The following is a 17,729-nucleotide window of genomic DNA, read 5'->3' as shown; positions in this document are numbered from 1 at the left end:
TCGGGCGGGAAGGCCGTCGGCAGGACGCCGCTTCGGCCACACCCTCGAAACCGGCCAGCCGGGCGGTGAGCGCCCGCCCCGGCTTCCGGTCGCCGCGCCCCGGAGGGGGTGCCGTCTAAATTCCCTCTTTCTTGATAGGTATTATGTGATTAATATCGGGGGCACCAGCCCGTTCCGGATGAGCTCTGTATGAGGCGAAGATGCGCTTGCACTGGTTCCTGCCGACCACCGGCGACGGCCACCACGTCAGGCCCGCCACGACCACCGTCGCGGCGGGTGCCGCCGCGGACCGGCCCGCGACGCTCGACTACCTGTCCCAGGTGGCCCGGGCCGCGGAGTCCGCGGGTTTCGAGGCGGCGCTGACCCCGGTCGGAGCGGGCTGCCCCGACCCGCTGGTGGCGTGCAGCGCGGTCGCGGCGCGGACCGAGCGGCTCAGGCTGCTGGTGGCCTTCCGGCCCGGCTTCACCCTGCCGACGCTCCTCGCCCAGCAGGCGCAGACCTTCCAGCAGATCAGCGGAGGGCGGCTGCTGCTCAACGTGGTCACCGGCGGTGACCCGCAGGAGCAGCGCGCCTACGGCGACTTCCTCGACCACGACGCCCGCTACGAACGGACCGGCGAGTTCATCGAGGTGCTCAGGCGCGCCTGGACCGGCGAGCCGTTCGACCACCGGGGCACCCACTACCGGCTGTCGGGCGGCGGACTGGCCACGCCGCTGCTCGACACCCCCGACATCTACTTCGGCGGAGCCTCCCCCGTCGCCGAGCGGGTGGCCGCCACCGGGGCGGACGTCTACCTGATGTGGGGCGAGCCCCCGGCGATGATCGCCGAGCGGGTCGCCCGGATGCGGAAGCTCTCCGCCGAGGCGGGTCGCGAGCTCCGGTACGGCATCCGGCTCCACGTCATCGCCCGCGACACCGCCGACGAGGCCTGGGCATACGCCAGGCGGCTGCTTTCGGGCATGGACCCCGGCAGGATCGCCGCCGCCCAGGCGCGATTCACCCGGATGGACTCGGTGGGACAGCGCCGGATGGCCGACCTGCACGGCGGCTCCGCCGAATCCCTGGAGATCTCCCCCAACCTCTGGGCCGGGGTCGGCCTGGTCCGCGAGGGCGCCGGTACCGCGCTGGTCGGCAGCTACGCGGAGGTGGCCGAACGCCTCCGCGAATACGCCGGGCTGGGCCTGTCGGAGTTCGTGCTGTCCGGCTGGCCGCACCTGGAGGAGGCCTGGCGGGTGGGCGACTTCGTCCTTCCCCGGCTGGCGGCCCCCGCGCTCGTCGCGTGAGCGTCCTCGGAACCGAGCCGGGCGCCGGCCGTACCCTCTGGCGAGCCCTGGCGCTGCGGGCCGGAGCGATCGTCGCACTGGTCGCGATCTGGCAGGCCGTGGCCATGGCCGAGATCTGGCCACCGGTCTTCGTGCCGGAGCCGGTCGCGGTCTGGGACCAGTTCCTGCGCACCACCGCCGACGGCGTGAGCGGCCACACCCTGCAGGAACACCTGCTCACCAGCCTGCGCCGGATCGGACTCGGCTGCCTGTACGGGGTGAGCGGCGGCATCGCGCTGGGGCTGCTGATCGGCATGGTCCCCACGCTGCGCGCGCTGCTCGGCCCCCTGGTCACGTTCGTCCGCACCCTGCCGCCGCTGGCCTACCTCAGCCTGCTGGTGATCTGGTTCGGCATCGACGAGGAGCCCAAGATCTGGCTCCTGCTGCTGGCCGCGCTCCCGCCGGTCGCGGTGGCCACCGCCGACGCGGTACGCGGGGTGCACGAGGACTACCTGAACGCGGCCCGCTCGCTCGGCGCCCGCCGGCACGAGTTGCCGCTCCGCGTGGTGCTGCCGAGCGCGCTGCCCGAGATCATCACGGGGGTGCGGGTGGCCGTGGGCGTCGCCTACACCACGGTGGTCGCCGCCGAGACCGTGAACGGGGTGCCCGGCATCGGCGGCATGGTCCGTGACGCCCAGCGCTACAACCAGACGGACGTGGTCGTGCTCGGCATCATCGTCATCGGCCTGTCAGGTCTGCTCATCGACTTCCTCCTGCAAACGCTGGACCGTCGCCTGGTTCCCTGGCGCGGCCGTACCTAGGAAAGACCCCCATGAAACGCATAGCTCTCGCCCTGACAGCCGCCGCCCTCGCCCTGGCCGCCTGCGGGTCCGGCACGGAGGAGGCCAAGCCCGCCGCCGACGGCTCCCCCGCGACCCTGCGCATCGGCTACCAGCTCATTCCCAACGGCGACCTGATCGTCAAGGACCAGCAGTGGCTGGAGAAGGCGCTGCCGAACACCAAGATCACCTGGAGCAAATTCGACTCGGGCGGCGACGTGAACACCGCCATGATCGCCGGCTCGCTCGACATCGGGCTGGTGGGCAGCAGCCCGGTCACCCGCGGCCTGTCCGCGCCGCTCAACCTCCCGTACCGGGTGCCGTGGATCTTCGACGTGATCGGGGACAACGAGGCGCTCGTCGCCCGGGGCGGGGTGACCGGCGTCAAGGGCCTCGCGGGCAAGCGGGTCGCCGCCCCCTTCGCCTCGACCACCCACTACAGCCTGCTCGCCGCGCTCACCGAGGCCGGCCTCTCCGAGTCCGACGTGAAGATCCTCGACATGGAGCCGCCGGACATCCAGGCCGCCTGGCAGCGCGGCGACATCGACGCCGCCTACGTCTGGACGCCCACCCTGGCCGAGCTGCAGAAGAACGGCGGCACGACGCTGGTCACCAGCCGGGAGCTGGCCCAGCGGGGCAGGCTCACCGCCGACCTCGCGGTGGTGAGCGACGACTTCGCGAAGAAGTACCCGAAGGCGCTGAGCGTCTGGCTCCAGCAGCAGGACCGCGCGGTCAAGCTGGCCAGGAGCGACACCGGCGCCGCCGCCGCGGCCATCGGCCGCCAGCTCAACCTCGACCCGGCCGAGGCCGCGCGCCAGCTCGGCCAGCTCGTGCTCCTCGACGCGAGCGAGCAGCGCTCCGCCGACTATCTCGGCACCCCGGACGCTCCCGGCAAGCTCGCCGAGAACCTGCACAGCGCGGCCGAGTTCCTCAAGGGCCAGCAGAAGATCGACGCCGTCCCCGATCCGGCGGTCTTCCAGAAGGGCCTGGCCACGCAGGAGCTCGCGGATGCCTTCGCCGGAAGCTGACGCCGGCACCACCGCCCCCGGAGCGGACCCGGCCACCTCGAACGGCGCCGCGCACGAGAGTGCTCCCGCCAACGACGGAAAGACCGCCCCGGCGGCCGATCCGGGGGCGGCGCGGGACACCGCGCTCGCCCTCACCGGGGTGTCGCACTCCTACCGGGGACGCGCCGGGATCGTCGACGCGCTGGGGCCGATCGACCTGGAGATCACCGCCGGGGAGTTCGTGACGATCGTGGGCCCGTCGGGGTGCGGCAAGAGCACGCTGCTCCGGCTGGTGGCGGGCTTCACCGCGCCGTCGGCGGGAACCATCACCGCCTCCGGCGCGGCGGTGTCGGGGCCCGCCCCCACCAGGGGCTTCGTGTTCCAGCAGCACCGGCTCTTCCCCTGGCTCTCAGTCGCCGGAAACGTCGGCTTCGGGCTGCGCGGCCTGCCCAGGGCGGCGCGGCGCGAGCGGGTGGCCGAACTGCTGGAGCTGACCGGCCTGGCCGACGTCGCCAGGGCCAGGCCGTATGAGCTGTCGGGAGGCATGCAGCAGCGCGCGGCGATCGCCCGCGCGCTCGCCCCGGACCCCGCGCTGCTGCTGATGGACGAGCCGTTCGCCGCCCTGGACGCCTTCACCAGGGAGCGCATGCAGGAGGAGGTCCGCGAGCTGTGGCGGCGGGCCGGCACGACCGTGATCTTCATCACCCACAGCGTGGACGAGGCCGTCTACCTCGGCACCCGGGTGCTCGCGCTGAGCGGCAGGCCCGGCCGGGTGGTCTCCGACCGTGCCTCGGCCGTGCCGTACGGGGAGCACCCTCGCACCGACCCGCTCTTCGCCGAGTTGCGCGAGGAGCTGACCGAGGTGGTCAGACAGGCCGCGTCGGTCAGCGGCGGAAGGGTCCGGTGACCTCGTAGGTGACGCCGTCGGTGCCGGCGGCGTCACCGCGGGCGCCGCGCTGTGAGGAGAAGTAGAGGCGGTCGCCGCCCGGTGAGAAGGCGGGTCCGGTGATCTCCGACTTGGAGTGGCCCGCGATCCGCAGGACGGGGGTGACGACCCGCTCGGGAGTGATCAGGTTGATCTCCATGTCACCGCCGTCCTCGGCGACGTAGAGGTCCCCGGACGGGGTGCCGGTGATGTTGTCGACGCCGTTCAGCGGGGCGTCGGCGTCGTAGACGACACCCAGGTGCTCGTTCTCCGTGTCGTAGGCCCACACCCGGTTGTCGCCCTTGGTGGTGAAGAAGCACACGCCGTCCGCGTAGTGGCAGCCCTCCCCGCCCGAGAAGCGGGTGGCACCGGCGACCTGGTCGCGGGTGGCCTTCAGCAGCGCGCCGGGATCGGGCACGCGCCGCCAGGTCACCGCGCCCGAGCCGGAGGCGCAGAGCACCTCCAGGGTGCCCGAGGTCAGGTCACCCCAGTAGACCGGCCGGAACCGGTAGAAGCAGCCGTCGGGCTCGTCCTCGGTCAGGTAGACCACCCGCCGCTCCGGGTCGCAGGCCGCGGCCTCGTGCTTGAACCGGCCCATGGCGAGGCGCGGCATCGCGGCCCGCGAGCCGTAGGGGTCGCACTCGAAGACCCGGCCGCGGAAGATCTCCTCGCACGACAGCCAGGAGTTCCACGGGGTGCGGCCACCCGCGCAGTTGAGGTTGGTGCCCGACAGGATGCGGTAGGCGCCGACGACGGCTCCGTCCGGCCCGAACCTGATGGCCGACGCCCCGCCGAGCAGCGGGATCTCCGAGTTGGACACGTAGATCCAGCCGTCGCCGTCGGGGAAGCACGCGCCGCCGTCCGGTGCCGGGTGCCAGAGCAGCCCGCCGACCCGGCGGCCGGTACGGGCGACGATCCGGCTGGTGAACCCCTCGGGCAGCGCGACCCCGTTGGCGTCGGGCTCGCCAAGCGGACCGTAGGGGCTCTCGAAGCTCGGGGCGACGGCACCCGCGACCCCCTGCCAGAGCGAGCCCGCGAGAACCGCACCGGCGGTCAGACCTCCGGTGCGCACAAACGATCGGCGAAGCATGGCCCCTCCTCGTCGTCCCTCACGGTACGTCGCAAGCCGATCGAACTCACATGAACGCCGAGACTCCTTGAGCGCAAACTTTGCGCGAACCGAAGGACAAACATCCGCCAAACCAGGTCGGTCTATCACCAAGATCGCCATCTGTCCCGCCGGACGCGTCCACAGTGGAATCTTCACCGTTGTCGGATCGGGAGGACCGTTGAGCGAGGGACTCGCGTTCGCGAATCCAGTCTTCGAGGCCGCGCCCCGGGTGGGCACCCGCCGAGCTCTCGTCTTCCTCGACTCCCCGCCGGACACGCTCCCGCCCCGGGCTCCCGCCCCGCCCTCGGCCCCCGATCCGCTCCAGGCCCCTGTCCCGCACCCGGCCCGGCCACACGACCGGGCCACGACGCCGCCCCCCGGCACCTCCACCACCGGGCCGCACACCACCGGGCCACACGCCGCGGGGCCGGGTACCGGGCGGCCGGACGCGCGGCTGGCGAGCGCGCTGCGCGCCGAGGGGTTCACCGTCGACGCCGAGACCAGCGGCGGGGCGAACGCGGACGGCGAGCGGGTGTGGAACCTGCTGCGCTCGGCGCGGGAGGGGGACCTGCTGCTGATCCGGCTGCCCGCCGACGGCGGCTGGACCTCGGGACAGCTGGGATCGATGATCGGCACGTTCGGGCGGCAGGTCGGCGAGTCGCTGGCGGCCGCCGTGCTGCTGATCGTGGACTTCGGCTGGAGCGCCCTTGACGGCTCCGCCGAACCGGTCAGGCAACTCGCCGTGGCCGGGGAGCCGAGGGTGGCGGCGGCGGCGCTGACCCTCACGCTGAGGCTCGACGAGACGGTGCCCGGCCCGGTGCGCACGCTGACCGACGTCATCGCGGAGGGCCTGATGACGCGGGCCGCCGACCTCGACGGGGACGGGACGATCAGCGTCGGGGACCTGCACGCCTACGCGCTCGCCCGCTACACGGCGGTCTCGGCCGCCCGCACCCCCATCCTGATCGCCTACGGAGCCGTCGCCGGTGTCGCCCTGACCCCGGCGAGGGACACCGCCGCCCCGCACGCCGCCTTCACCCGCGCCCTGGCGCGGCTCGGCGATCACGCCCCGCCCGGCTGCGGGATCGAGATCGTCCGGCGGGTCTACGAACTCCACCTGAGCGAGCCGGCCAGGGAGCTGCTGCGCAGGGCCGCCCTGCTCGACGAGGGCGAGCCGATCGACGAGATCCTCGGCGACGCCGCCGAGCTCAGGCAGTGGGGCCTGCTGGGCGAGACGACCACGTTCGTCCATCCGGACGTGCGGAGATTCGGCCACTCGCGGCTCTCGGCGGCCGAGCGGGCGCAGACCTCGGCGCTGCTCCGCCGCCACCGGGCCGGGCTCCGTACGGTACGGCCCCGGGCCAGGCTCACCGCCGACCGGTGGACCACCGAGGACCAGCTCGGGCACCGGGTCTACGCCGAGGCCATCGCCGCGTTCGTCCGCCACCCCGAGACCCGGCCCCCGCTGACGATCGGCGTCAAGGGGCCGTGGGGCACCGGCAAGACCTCCCTGATGCGGATGATCCAGGACCTGCTGGACCCCGGGGCCGCCGGGGACGATCCCGCCCCGATCCACCTGCCCGGCTCCCGCGCGGAGCGGACGCTGACCAACGCCGAGGTGCTGGCCAGGACCGGCCGGCGCCCCCGGGGGAGCGCCGGGTGGGCGGAGCCGGACCCGCTCCCGCTGCGGCGGGCGGACTGGCGGCCCACGGTCTGGTTCAACCCGTGGATGTACCAGAACGGTGAGCAGGTCTGGGCCGGACTGGCACACGAGATCATCAGTCAGGTCACCCGGCGGCTGCCCCGCGCCGAGCGGGAGCGGTTCTGGCTGGAGCTGAATCTGTCCAGGATCGACCGGGAGGCGGTCCGCAGCCGCGCCTACCACCTGGCGCTGACCCGCCTGGCGCCGGTGGCCCTCGGCCTGGTCGCCACCCTCGTCCTCACCGGGGCGCTGCTGGCCGCCGCCGCGTTGCTGCCCGCCTTCGGCTCCCTGCTGGGGAACGCCGCGGCGGCCGTCGGCTCGGCGGGCGCGGCGGCCGTGGTGGGGGCGGGCGCGCTGCGGCTGGCCCGGTTCTTCGGGGAGTCGGCGGACAACGCGTTCCGCGGCCTGGTCACGCAGCCCGACCTGCTCGGCCCGGGTGCGGCCGACGGGGCGGGCGGCGAGGGCGCGACCACCCCCGGATACCGGTCCAAGACCGGCTTCCTGCACCTGGTGCAGACCGACATGCGGCAGGTCCTCGACCTGGTCGCCACCGAGGAGCGCCCGCTGGTGGTGTTCGTGGACGACCTGGACCGCTGCTCGTCCGGAACGGTGGCGCAGGTCATCGAGGCGATCAACCTGTTCCTCGCCGGCGAGTTCCCCAACTGCGTGTTCGTGCTGGCCATGGAGCCGGAGGTGGTCGTCGCGCACGTCGAGGCCGCCTACCCGGAACTGGCCGGGACGCTGCCCACCGGCGGGCGGTCCGGCCTGGGCTGGCGGTTCCTGGAGAAGATCGTGCAGCTACCGCTGAGCGTGCCGCTGCTGGACGACGCCGACCGGCTGCCCGCCTTCGTACGGGCATTGCTCGGCGTCGCCGACACCGTCCGGCCCGCGGACGTTCTCCCCGGCCTGGAGACCGTACGACCGGGTGACCCGGGCGCCATACGAACACCGAATCCGGCCGGACCGCGTCCGGCGGGTCCCCCAGCCGCCCTGGAACGGCTCGACCCGCCCCCGGATCCGGCCGGACCGCGTTCGCGCGGTCCCCTGCCTCCCGCACGGCCCTTCCCGCACGACGCGGCCACGCCGGGCTCGTCCGGCACCGCCACGCGGTCGGGAGCGGCCGTGCAGGGGCGGCGTACATCCGTACCACCGGCGGGCGCGCGGAGACTGGAACTGTGGGCGCCGGTGGAGGCGCTGGGACCGTCCCCGCTGACGGACGGCTCGCTCGCATCGGGCTCGTGGGCGGCCGAGCCGCCGGACCCGGTCCAGGTGAGCCGGTTGCAGGACGCCATCTGGGCACTGCGCCCGACCACGACGACACTCGACGAGGCGGCGCGGCTGGCCCAGGACGCCCTGGGCATCGAGTGCTCGGACGCCGTCGGCGGCCTGTGCGCGGCGACCCGCGAGGCCGCCGACCGGGTCTTCGACGACCTCTACAGCGACGAGAACGCCTATCTGGCGATCGAGTTCGTGCTCCCCGCGCTGACCTTCTTCAACCCGCGCGAGATCAAGCGGTACGTGAACGTCTTCCGCTTCTACTCGTTCCTGACCTACCGCCGCGCCCTCGCCGGGGCGGCCCCCGCCTCGGACGGCGAGGTCGCCAAGCTCGCCGCGCTGGCCGTCCAGTGGCCGCACCTGCTGACCCTGCTGGCCAGGGAGATCGACGGGGTGAGCGCGCTACGGCGCCTGGAGCAGGCCGCGAGCGACGACCCGAGCTGGGAGCGCGCCGTCCGCGAGACCGGCCTGACCGACCCCGGCGCCCCCGGCGCCCACCTGGACTCCCTGCGCGACCTGCTCATCCGCCCCCACCCCATCGCCGACCTCGCCCGGTATCTCCTGTGAGCCGGCTAGCGGTTCGTCGTCAGCTTCGGCGTGGAGATCGCCGTCAGGGTGGGGGACGAGACGTGTACTTCCCTCCCGGCTGCCATGCCGTACGTCTTGCACCTCAGCCGGACGGCACCCGTGGAATCGGTGATCGTGACAGGAATGTTGAACGCCATGGAGCCGCTGTACTCCCCGACGGCCTTCCTGTCGATGCGGCTCGCCACCTGGCCGTAGATAGAGCCACTGGACACCTGGAGTTCACACTGGATGCCGTACGCGTCCACTCCTCCCCTGGCGTCGCTGTACCCCAGATCGGCCAGCATGATGTACGTGCCCTGGGGCAGCCCCGGCACCGTGGCGACATCCTTCATCGTCTCCGGGACCGATATCGCGCCGTTGTAGTGGTCCGACCACGCCTCACTGGACTTGCCGGGCGCTCCCTGCGGTCCGGCCGGCCCCGTCTGGTTCCACGAGACCGTCTCCTGGCCCACCGGGCACTGGCCGGTGGAATCGGGAACCCGCAGGCTTCCGTTCGGGGCCACGCAGGCGGTGATCACCTCGTCGGCGACCGCGGCGGCGACCGCCACACCCGATCCTCCAGCCAGGAAGCCCACCAGGGCGCCGATCGCCAGGGTCCGTTTGTTCCTGCCCATGTGTGCCTCTTCCCTCGCGACGCCTGAACACCGTCCTTCGCGAAAAAGATGACGGGCGGGGCTGGTGATCCACTTGCATCTCACTGCAAGATCCTCACGCGCCCGCACGCCACGCGAGGGCGCCTCCTGGTGAGCCGGCACGACCGGCGAGTGGGCACACGGCGGCGGATACGCACAAGAATTCCCAGCTGGAATTCACCCCGTTTGCCAGAATGCATAACGGTCCGATCGTGATGTGGATGACCGCCGCAGCGTCACACGCGTAGCCGATCCTGGCCGCTTTGTCGCGCCCGGCAAGGGACGGTGAGCAATGGCGAGAAAGAAGCGGGTGGCCCGGAGGCGACCGGCCCAGAGGCAGGCGGGGGATCCAGCCGCTACAGCGGCTCCGCCAGCGGAAGAGCCCGGGGAGAACAAGGAGAAGTGGTATGCCAGGCCTGCGGTCTGGATCGGCGGCGTGGTCGCCACGGTCGTCGGCGGTGTGGCCCTGGCCGGCCTGGGGTGGTTGTGGCCCGAACTGGTCGATGACGCCGCCCTGAAGGACGGGGTCCGTACGGAGATCAGAGGGGACGACGACCTCGACTATCACGTGGAGACGATCTACGGAGAGGACGAGGGCAGATCCATGGCCTTCGCCGACGTCGTGCTACCGGACGCCTCGCTGCTGAAAATCATGAATCGGCAGAACGGTGCGGTGTCCTCCGAACTGAACGATCGGCTGCGGGCGATGGGGGGCGTCAATCTCGGCAAGCTCACCCTGCGGATCAATTTCGAGGGGCGGCGGAAAAGAGAGATCCGGATCGTCGACATCCGGCCGGTGATCCTCAAAAGATCGGCCGGGCTGGGTGGCACCTTGTTCAGCGTGCCGTCGCAAGGGGGCACGCCGATAGCCCGCATGGTGATCAACCTCCACGAACCCGTCCCGGTGGCCCGGGAGGTGGTGGCCGGGAATCCGTTCGGTGACGGAACCGAGGGCGAGCCGTACTTCGAGAAGGAGGTGATCTCGCTCCCCGACGGCAAACAGAAAACGCTGATCGTCCGGCTGAACGAGAAACGCCACCACTCCACCTTCTATCTCCAGGTGGACTACCTCATCGCCAACGAGAAGAAACGCATCCTGATCAAGGACCGGGGAAGGCCGTTCCAGCTCACCGGGCTGCATTGCGGCCCGACGCCCGGCATGTCGTCGTACAAGAGCGCCTTCGGCCTTGACATGGGATACAAGCTTGAGCCCTTGGCTCGTCCGGACCGGTTGGAGGACAGCGCCTGCTCCTGATCGCCCCTTTGTCGCGCGAACTCTCCCGCCCCGCCCCATCGCCGACCTCGCCCGGTATCTCCTCTGAACACCGAGCCTCTGAGCCGCGAGCGAGGAGCCCTCTCAGTCCGACGGAGGAGGTATCGGCATAACCCGTGGAGGGGCCGTGAACCAGGGAGGAGATGGATCAGCCTGTCTACGGACTCGCGCCGAGACCTTCATCGACTGTTCGCTCCGATGCGGAGGTTCGGAATCGCCGACCTCACCTGAGCTCAGGACGACGGGTAGTCGCGGTAGATCCTGGGCCGCCTGTCCTTTCCGGGAAACACCATGATCAGCAGCTGGACCGTGCCGTCGGGAACCTCGATGTTCTCCCGTACGGCCTTGCGTCCCCGGATGTGGACCCGGACCCGGTAGCTCCCCGGACCTCCGGCCGCGAGGTCGGGAAGTCGCTCGCCCTGACTGTCCACGATGGACAGGACCCCGTCCCCGCTCTGGTAGCCGACCTCGACGACCTGCTCCCAGCCCCGGGTCTCCACCGGCGGACGGCGCCGGTAGGACTCCCCCGTCACGCACGCGTGGCCGATCTCGTCCGCCGCCCAGATGCGCAGTGCGCCGGGTCCGCTTCCCACCAGGTCGGCGACCCGGTCGTCGACCTCGTCACCCTCGTTCCCCTCGTCCCAGGCGTAGATGTCCCAGAACTCCGCCCACATGGTCTCGCGGACCTGCCGTACCGGCGCGATCCTCGGCCGGTGCCGGGGATGGGCGGCGCAACTCCTCTCCGCCGCCGCGAAGTAGGCGTCGCTCTCCTCCTGCGCCCGGCGCGCCTTCTCCCGCTCCACCTCGTCCACTCTGGGACACAGCGACCTCAGCGCCGCCGCCAGCGAGCGGCCGTGTACCTCACCGATCGCCTCCGTCACGGCGGGCGCGTCGACGTCGCCTGCTCCTACGCGTACCACCAGGTCGCACAGCCTGCGGCCGTACCCGAGAAGATCACGGTCGGGCATGTCCGCCAGCTCCGGCACGCCCCAGTTGTAGTCGTCCCTGACCCGGCACAGGAACTCTTTCTCGCTCTCGTCCAGCCCCGAGACGGTGCCGTCGCCGAATCCGGCGCAGTCGAGCGCCGACACGCTGCTCACCTTTCCTCGCGCGGCGTCGGCGCCCACCCCGAGAAGCACCACGATCACGAGCGGCGCCGCGATCGCCGTACGGGCGAGGCCGCCCCTCGGAGGCGGTCCCGGGGTACGGACCGCGAGGAGCACGAGGAGCGCGGGCAGCAGATACCAGAGATCTGCCGTGATGGCCCCGTTCATCATTTCCGGTGGACCCCAGCCCTCCGCGCATCCGGAACCCGCCGACATGTCGAACATGAACAGCAGCGGGGACGGGAGGTGGCGAACGATCATCACTGTGGCGGCGGAGCGACCCAGGATCCGGCCGAGCCGGGGACGTCCGCCCCTCTGACTCAGGATTCCGCCTCCCCATGCGAGAGCGATCAACGGCACGGATCCGAGCCACAGGAGCGGAAAGTCCCACAGCGGGCCGAGCAGCATGCGCAGCTCGAACTCGGCCTCGCGCCCCGCGCAGCGCCCCCATGTCACCCAGGTACCACCGCCGCCGCCCTCCGTACCGGACAGCATCACGGTGATCCAGAAATAAATGTCAGGGGTCGCAGCGGTAAGGATCGCCGCCGCCCAGAGAACCGATGATCGTTTAGGCACGAAACGGAAGACTATATGGCGTTAAAGAGCGACGCTCATTGTTAAATCCCGGTCAGCGCACCGCATGCCTCCCCTGAGGCTGCACTTTCCATATGCGATCGAAGGCGATCATCCGGCGGAGAAGCCGAATTCGCCGTCCTTGACGCCGCCGATGAACGCCTCCCACTCGGCTCGGGTATAGACGATCACCTCATCACCGGGACGGCGACTGTGCAGGACGGCGACCCGCCCACGGCTGTCGGCAAGCGGACCGGCCTCGACACACCGGCCGTTGCCATCAGCGCTTCCAGTGCTGATACGCCAGGCAACACCTGCCAGTTCCCCGGGATTGATCATCATGTGCTCCTGCCTCTCGACCGTTTGACACGACCGATCGCGGCCCGGATGACGGTCACAGAACCATCCGGAGTGAGAGCGATGCTTTGCAGGGAAACGCACGCTCGCGCGAAGAAATCGACAGGCGCCTCTCGGACCACCCGTGTCAGCGACGAAGGACGGGACTACTCCAGGTCATAGTCAGCCGAAAGTTCGCACTCGGGAGCGAGGAAATCCACGGCGTACTCGGTCACGTCACCGTACTGGTCCCAATAGAAGTTGGTCATGGTGAGCACCGGCAGGCCGTTCTCCACGCCGAACACCGAGGCGATGTCCTCTGGGACCGGCTTGATGGCGACGACGTCACGGCGCCGGACGGCCCTTCGGCCGGTTCGGTCCTCGACCAGCCCGAAGGTCATCTGAGGGAGCGGCTCCGCGACCAGCAGTTCGGATGCCGCCTCGCCCAGCTCACCGGGAAGCCACGAGGTGGACACCACGACGGCACCCCTGTCGTCGTGGTACGCACGGCGCCGCCGAACGACGGAGGTCCCTGTCTCGACTCCCAGCGCATCCGCGATCTCCTCGGATGCCGGGACGATTCCGGCGCTCAGGATCTCGGCCCGCTCACCTGAGCGATATCCGTTCCCGGTCGCCCTCAGCATTCGCAGGCGATCGGAACCTGCCGTGACCTTCTTCGGCAGGCAGGCCAGGGTTCCGACTCCCGGCACCGACTCCGCGTAGCCCTCCGCCCTCAGCACGGCCGCGACCCGGGTGGCGGTCGCGGTGGACACTCCCTCGTCGCGCATGATCTCCCGCACCGACGGGATGCGATCGCCCGGCCGGATCTCCCCGCTCTCGATCCTGGCCCTGATCTGAGCGGCGATCCGCTTGTACGGAGCCATTGCCTGCGGCTTGTCAGCCATCGGGAGCCTCCTGTTCTAGTGCACTCTAAATCAGTCGTTGACTTCATTGGTGCTCTAGAACACTATAGAGCTGAAGCGGACCGGAGAACAGAAGGAGCAGCTCACCTCTGACACAGAGAGGCTCCCCAGCGAACCGACACAAAACCGGCCGAAATCGCCCCATCAAACCACCTTCAGCGGCACCAGCAGGAAGAGAGCACCTGTCATGGAACATCGCTCTGACCTCGGTCGACCATCCGCCTGCCATGATCCGGGCTTCGGCGAACGCCTCACCGGCAACGCGGATCTGGCACATGTCCGCGAAGAGACGTACGCCCTGACCGGCGGGTCACCGCGCCTGTTCGCGCTGATCCAGGAGTTCGGAGAGGAGGGCGAAGAGGTCGACGCGGTGGTGGTGGCCTACGGAATGGCGCTGCCGGGCGGCACGGTGACGACCGTCGGCGCGAACGGCCGCGGGTTCGGCCTGTGGACGAGCGCCCGCAGCGCCGCCCGGCGACTCCACTCTGACCTGGTCTGGTTCGGCGACGGCGGCATGCGGGAATCCACCCCGTAGATCTCACGGAAGTGCGCACAGGCATCGGCTCCCGGCACGAGACACCGTGCCGGGAGCCGTCTTAAAGGGCTGGGGCGGATCACGGTGTCCAGGCCGGGTCCCGGCCGATGACGCCGAGCAGGCGGTCGAACCGCGGGGCGTCGTCCGGCACTGCCACCGGCGGCCCGAAGGCACCGCGCTGCCTGCCCGTCTCCGCCATCTGGTCGGCGAAGTGCAGCGCCCGCGAGACGGCCTCGGGGTCCGGCTCGTACTCCTGACCGGTGGCCCTGGCCAGGTCCCAGCCGTGCACGACCATGTCGACGAGGTACATGTGGGCCAGCATGGTCATCGGCAGGCCCATGGCGGGGCTGGCCCCCTCCCATGCCTCGGGCCGCGACCAGGCGGCCAGCATGCGCTCCGCCCGCTCGGGGAAGTCACCCGCGTAAGGTCCCTGCTCGACGTTCGGCCCCTTGCGCCCCAGCGACTCGAACATCTCCGCCACCCACTCGAGGTGGTTGATCAGGTCCTTGACGTCGAACTTCGCGCATGGCGTCGGGGACCCGAGCTGCTCCTGCCGTACCGCGCGCACCAATCCCGCGGTCCGTTCGGTGGCGTGCGTCATCAGCGGCATCATGTCGTCCATGGCAGCCATGGTGCCCCGCCTACCTGAGGCGCGGCTTGTAGAAACGCGACAGCGCGGCTGGGTCGACCCGTACGCAGGGCTCAGCACCTTCGATTTCGCCCGTCAGGCGCCATCGCCCGAAATCTCGGCGTATGTGGATTACTTCTGGGTCGTCACCTGGACCGACCTCGCCGAGCCGTACGAACAGCGCATCGTCTCGCACCCCACCGTGAACATGACGATCACCGCGGACTTCCACCGGATCGCGGGAGTGATCAAGGGCGGGTTCTCCTACACGATGCGGGGCAGCGGCCGCGTGCTCGGCACGCGCTTCCGGCCCGGCGGCTTCCGGCCGTTCCTCGGCGGCCCGGTGTCCCAGCTGACCGGCCGCTTCGTGGAGATCGACGAGATGTACGGCGCAGCGGGCGCGACCCTGGTCGAGCAGGTCCTGGCCGAGCCCGACACCCGGGCCGCCATCGCGCTCACCGAGACGTTCCTGCTGAGTCTGAGGCCGGAACAGGATCCGCTGACGGAAGAGGTCGCGGCGCTGGTGACGATGGTGGCGAACGACGTGTCCGTGACCAGGGTCGACGAGCTGGCCGCCAGATCGGGGCGGTCGGTGCGCTCGCTGCAGCGGCTGTTCCGGGACCATGTCGGCATCGGCCCCAAGTGGGTGATCCGCCGCTTCCGGCTGCACGAGGCCGCGGAGCGGGTCTACCAGGGCCTCGACCTCGCCACGCTGGCCGCCGAGCTTGGCTACACCGACCAGGCCCACCTGACCCGCGACTTCACCGCCGCGGTCGGCATGCCACCCGCCGCCTACGCCCGGCTCAGCGGCCAGGCCTGATCCTGAGGTCCGTCTCCCCTTTGGCGAGGCGACGGTGACAGATGAGAGCGGCGGCCAGCTCGACCGTCAGGGGCCAGCCGTCCATGAACGTTTCCGCGTCTCACTCAGCGGGCGCACCGGTCGACTCGGTGCCGTCATCAGCGAGTTCGGCGGTCAGGCCGGCCGATGCCGTGGCCGGACTACAACTAAAACCCAACTGATTCCCAAGTAGAGACATTGATCATGGAAACCTTTCGCAAAGAAGAAAGGGAACCTGATGAAGAGGACAGCGTTGCTCCTGAGCACGGTGGTGCTCGGCGGGCTGCTGGCCGCCACCCCCTCGTACGCCGCCCCATCGTCCGCCCCGGCGCTCAAGACCGCCGTGGCCCAGGTGAAGGCGAGTCCCGCCAAGCGGTCGGGCGCGTGTCCGACCACGGTGGGATTCTCCGCGGTGGTGGTGGCCAAGGGCAAGGGCATCGTCCGTTATAGGTGGGTACGCGGCGACGGCGGCAAGAGCGTCGTCAAGAGCTTCCGTGTCAACGGCTCGCGCAAGGTGGTCGTGCGAGACCGGCAGACCTTCGACCGCGACACCACCGGCTGGCAGGCCATCGAGATCGTGGGCAAGAAGGGGCTGTCGGGCAAGGCGCGGTTCAGCGTCGCCTGTGACGGTCCCGCACAGGTGTGGGACGTCTCCCACCCGCTGCCCGCCCAGTCCGGACGGCCGCTGGAGTCGGCGGCGGATGTGGACGTCAGCCCGCGCAGCTACAACGGCGTCTGCCCGGCGACGGTACGGTTCACCGCGACCATCCAGGTCTCGCGTACCCCGGCCACCGTCGACTACCGGTGGATCGACAGCATCACCGGGGAAGGGCGGCCGGAGTCGCTGTACTTCGCCGCCGGCGGGTCGCGCATCCGCCAGGTCACGCTGCCGATGAGCGTGGGCAGCTCCGCCGGCGGATGGAAGGCCGTCCACATCCTCACCCCCGGCGGACACGACTCCGGCCGCGCCGACTACGCGGTGACCTGCAAGAGCGGCCCGGCGCCCACCCCGACCTCCACGCCGACGTCCACGCCGACGTCCACGCCGACGTCCACTCCGACGTCCACTCCGACGTCCACGCCCACGCAGCCTCCGGTGACGCCGGGACGGCAGATCGTGGAGCTCACCCCGGGCGACTACGCGGGCACCTGCGCGGAGCCGGTCGCGTACCGGGCCGCCGGGCGGGTCACGCTCCCTGCCGGAGCCGCGCAGCAGGTCACGTACTGGTGGCTCGTGGACGGCGCCGCCTGGCAGAAGCAGGTGCTGGACTTCCCCGCCTCCGCCCAGGCCCGCTCCCAGGACGTCTCCGCCTCCTGGACCCTCGGCACCGCCGGGAACGGCCCGCACAAGGTCGGCCTCATGGTCGAGGGCGGCCCCTCGCAGCCTGACGAGCGCTCGTACACCTTCACCTGCGTCGAAGAGCCCAATGACGCCAATGTGGCCTTCCGCTACGTGCTCGTGCCGCGCTACGCGGGCGACTGCGACCGTTCCTTCGGCCTGCGCGTGGACGGGTTGTTCACGACGGACCGCGAGGCCGAGGTCAAGTACCGTCTGGTGGCCGACGGCAAGCCGGGGCCGGTCAGGAGCGAGGTGCTCAAGCCCGGCGTCACCAACACGATCGGCGATTTCTGGAACAAGTCCGCACAGGGCAGTGGAAGCGGCACCGTACGGCTTGAGGTGCTCAACCACAACAAGCCGTTCACCCAGCAGACCTACTCCTGGACGTGTGTGCCGAAGGACCCGGCGCCGGGCACGGTCCGCATCAGCGGGCTGACCTCGGTGGCCTACTACGGCGACTGCGACGCCGCGCCGTACCCGACCGCGTGGGCGACCTTGCAGGCGGCTCCGGACACGGAGATCAGCTACCGGTGGGTCATCGACGGTAAGCCGGATGACACCCGCACGTACAAGGTCGGGTCCAGCGGATTCCTCAATCTCCAGGCCGCCCACTGGAACCGGAATTCGAAGACCGGCGGAACGGTCGCCATCGAGGTACTGAACCACAACAAGCCGACCAAGCAGGTCGAATATCCGGTGAACTGCACCTGATCAGCATCATCCCGCCCGTGGTTCCTCTGCCCCGGCAGGTGAACCACGGGCTTTCACGTTCTCCAGCGTGCTTTGTCACCCGGCTTGAACCTGCCTCCACATCCGGTTCGATCCTCCCCGGAAGCC

General features: G+C 70.6%; 15 protein-coding genes. 9 read left to right on the top strand and 6 right to left on the bottom strand.

Going from position 1 to position 17,729, the window contains the following annotated elements:
* The first annotated feature begins 200 nt into the window (after nucleotides 1-200).
* Genes ABZU75_RS05270 through ABZU75_RS05255 form a run of 4 tightly spaced genes read left to right on the top strand, consistent with a single transcriptional unit; the run spans nucleotide 201 to nucleotide 4,015 of the window.
* Nucleotides 201-1,283 (top strand): LLM class flavin-dependent oxidoreductase, encoded by a 1,083-nt coding sequence (locus ABZU75_RS05270; protein ID WP_355549732.1) that lies wholly within the window; start codon nucleotides 201-203, stop codon nucleotides 1,281-1,283.
* On the top strand, nucleotides 1,280-2,083 hold the full coding sequence (locus ABZU75_RS05265) for an ABC transporter permease (RefSeq protein ID WP_355549730.1): 804 nt from the start codon (nucleotides 1,280-1,282) through the stop codon (nucleotides 2,081-2,083). Before ABZU75_RS05270 ends, ABZU75_RS05265 begins: the two co-directional genes overlap by 4 nt.
* 11 nt (nucleotides 2,084-2,094) lie before the next feature.
* Complete coding sequence (locus ABZU75_RS05260) at nucleotides 2,095-3,129, top strand: ABC transporter substrate-binding protein (RefSeq protein WP_355549728.1); 1,035 nt, start codon at nucleotides 2,095-2,097, stop codon at nucleotides 3,127-3,129.
* Nucleotides 3,110-4,015, top strand: a complete 906-nt coding sequence (locus tag ABZU75_RS05255; RefSeq protein WP_355549725.1) for an ABC transporter ATP-binding protein — start codon at nucleotides 3,110-3,112, stop codon at nucleotides 4,013-4,015. Before ABZU75_RS05260 ends, ABZU75_RS05255 begins: the two co-directional genes overlap by 20 nt.
* Here ABZU75_RS05255 and ABZU75_RS05250 read toward each other — a convergent pair.
* Nucleotides 3,993-5,123 (bottom strand): alkaline phosphatase PhoX, encoded by a 1,131-nt coding sequence (locus tag ABZU75_RS05250; protein WP_355549723.1) that lies wholly within the window; start codon nucleotides 5,121-5,123, stop codon nucleotides 3,993-3,995. The genes ABZU75_RS05255 and ABZU75_RS05250 overlap by 23 nt on opposite strands.
* A 199-nt stretch (nucleotides 5,124-5,322) precedes the next feature.
* Between ABZU75_RS05250 and ABZU75_RS05245 the strand changes: the two genes are divergently transcribed.
* Complete coding sequence (locus ABZU75_RS05245; RefSeq protein WP_355549721.1) at nucleotides 5,323-8,688, top strand: P-loop NTPase fold protein; 3,366 nt, start codon at nucleotides 5,323-5,325, stop codon at nucleotides 8,686-8,688.
* Between the two features lie 5 nt (nucleotides 8,689-8,693).
* On the opposite strand, the gene ABZU75_RS05240 is transcribed toward ABZU75_RS05245, so the two are convergent.
* Nucleotides 8,694-9,323: a hypothetical protein gene (locus tag ABZU75_RS05240; protein ID WP_355549719.1), complete on the bottom strand. Its 630-nt coding sequence runs from the start codon at nucleotides 9,321-9,323 to the stop codon at nucleotides 8,694-8,696.
* A 454-nt stretch (nucleotides 9,324-9,777) separates the two neighbouring features.
* Between ABZU75_RS05240 and ABZU75_RS05235 the strand changes: the two genes are divergently transcribed.
* The gene (locus tag ABZU75_RS05235; protein ID WP_355549717.1) at nucleotides 9,778-10,596 is read left to right on the top strand and encodes a hypothetical protein; all 819 of its coding nucleotides are present in this window, start codon (nucleotides 9,778-9,780) and stop codon (nucleotides 10,594-10,596) included.
* Nucleotides 10,597-10,847: 251 nt separating this feature from the next.
* Here ABZU75_RS05235 and ABZU75_RS05230 read toward each other — a convergent pair whose 3' ends face one another.
* From ABZU75_RS05230 to ABZU75_RS05220, 3 genes are all read right to left on the bottom strand, one after another.
* Nucleotides 10,848-12,296, bottom strand: coding sequence for a hypothetical protein (locus ABZU75_RS05230; protein ID WP_355549715.1), 1,449 nt, complete (start codon nucleotides 12,294-12,296; stop codon nucleotides 10,848-10,850).
* Between the two features lie 108 nt (nucleotides 12,297-12,404).
* The gene (locus tag ABZU75_RS05225) at nucleotides 12,405-12,635 is read right to left on the bottom strand and encodes a DUF397 domain-containing protein (RefSeq protein WP_355549713.1); all 231 of its coding nucleotides are present in this window, start codon (nucleotides 12,633-12,635) and stop codon (nucleotides 12,405-12,407) included.
* 161 nt (nucleotides 12,636-12,796) lie between these two features.
* A complete protein-coding gene (locus ABZU75_RS05220) occupies nucleotides 12,797-13,534 on the bottom strand; it encodes a GntR family transcriptional regulator (protein ID WP_355549711.1) in 738 nt (245 codons plus the stop codon).
* Nucleotides 13,535-13,739: 205 nt separating this feature from the next.
* Here ABZU75_RS05220 and ABZU75_RS05215 point away from each other — a divergent pair, with 205 nt between their 5' ends.
* Nucleotides 13,740-14,087: a hypothetical protein gene (locus ABZU75_RS05215; protein WP_355549709.1), complete on the top strand. Its 348-nt coding sequence runs from the start codon at nucleotides 13,740-13,742 to the stop codon at nucleotides 14,085-14,087.
* A 79-nt stretch (nucleotides 14,088-14,166) separates the two neighbouring features.
* On the opposite strand, the gene ABZU75_RS05210 is transcribed toward ABZU75_RS05215, so the two are convergent.
* Complete coding sequence (locus ABZU75_RS05210) at nucleotides 14,167-14,709, bottom strand: TIGR03086 family metal-binding protein (protein WP_355549707.1); 543 nt, start codon at nucleotides 14,707-14,709, stop codon at nucleotides 14,167-14,169.
* Between ABZU75_RS05210 and ABZU75_RS05205 the strand changes: the two genes are divergently transcribed.
* The gene (locus ABZU75_RS05205; RefSeq protein WP_355549705.1) at nucleotides 14,708-15,535 is read left to right on the top strand and encodes a helix-turn-helix domain-containing protein; all 828 of its coding nucleotides are present in this window, start codon (nucleotides 14,708-14,710) and stop codon (nucleotides 15,533-15,535) included. The genes ABZU75_RS05210 and ABZU75_RS05205 overlap by 2 nt on opposite strands.
* Nucleotides 15,536-15,791: 256 nt before the next feature.
* The gene (locus ABZU75_RS05200) at nucleotides 15,792-17,603 is read left to right on the top strand and encodes a hypothetical protein (RefSeq protein WP_355549703.1); all 1,812 of its coding nucleotides are present in this window, start codon (nucleotides 15,792-15,794) and stop codon (nucleotides 17,601-17,603) included.
* The last annotated feature ends 126 nt before the right edge of the window (nucleotides 17,604-17,729 follow it).

Source organism: Streptosporangium sp. NPDC005286 (genome assembly GCF_040607515.1).
Classification (GTDB): domain Bacteria; phylum Actinomycetota; class Actinomycetes; order Streptosporangiales; family Streptosporangiaceae; genus Streptosporangium.
Note: the sequence above shows the minus strand (reverse complement) of the source record. Positions and strands in the feature narration are given on the sequence as shown.

Bases quoted from the DNA above. Each gene is read 5' to 3' on its own strand.
- ABZU75_RS05215 (WP_355549709.1), top strand. From the start codon at position 13,740: ATGGAACATCGCTCTGACCTCGGTCGACCATCCGCCTGCCATGATCCG.
- ABZU75_RS05250 (WP_355549723.1), bottom strand. From the start codon at position 5,123: ATGCTTCGCCGATCGTTTGTGCGCACCGGAGGTCTGACCGCCGGTGCG.
- ABZU75_RS05225 (WP_355549713.1), bottom strand. From the start codon at position 12,635: ATGATGATCAATCCCGGGGAACTGGCAGGTGTTGCCTGGCGTATCAGC.
- ABZU75_RS05210 (WP_355549707.1), bottom strand. From the start codon at position 14,709: ATGGACGACATGATGCCGCTGATGACGCACGCCACCGAACGGACCGCG.
- ABZU75_RS05205 (WP_355549705.1), top strand. From the start codon at position 14,708: ATGGCAGCCATGGTGCCCCGCCTACCTGAGGCGCGGCTTGTAGAAACG.
- ABZU75_RS05220 (WP_355549711.1), bottom strand. From the start codon at position 13,534: ATGGCTGACAAGCCGCAGGCAATGGCTCCGTACAAGCGGATCGCCGCT.
- ABZU75_RS05270 (WP_355549732.1), top strand. From the start codon at position 201: ATGCGCTTGCACTGGTTCCTGCCGACCACCGGCGACGGCCACCACGTC.
- ABZU75_RS05240 (WP_355549719.1), bottom strand. From the start codon at position 9,323: ATGGGCAGGAACAAACGGACCCTGGCGATCGGCGCCCTGGTGGGCTTC.
- ABZU75_RS05255 (WP_355549725.1), top strand. From the start codon at position 3,110: ATGCCTTCGCCGGAAGCTGACGCCGGCACCACCGCCCCCGGAGCGGAC.
- ABZU75_RS05200 (WP_355549703.1), top strand. From the start codon at position 15,792: ATGAAGAGGACAGCGTTGCTCCTGAGCACGGTGGTGCTCGGCGGGCTG.
- ABZU75_RS05260 (WP_355549728.1), top strand. From the start codon at position 2,095: ATGAAACGCATAGCTCTCGCCCTGACAGCCGCCGCCCTCGCCCTGGCC.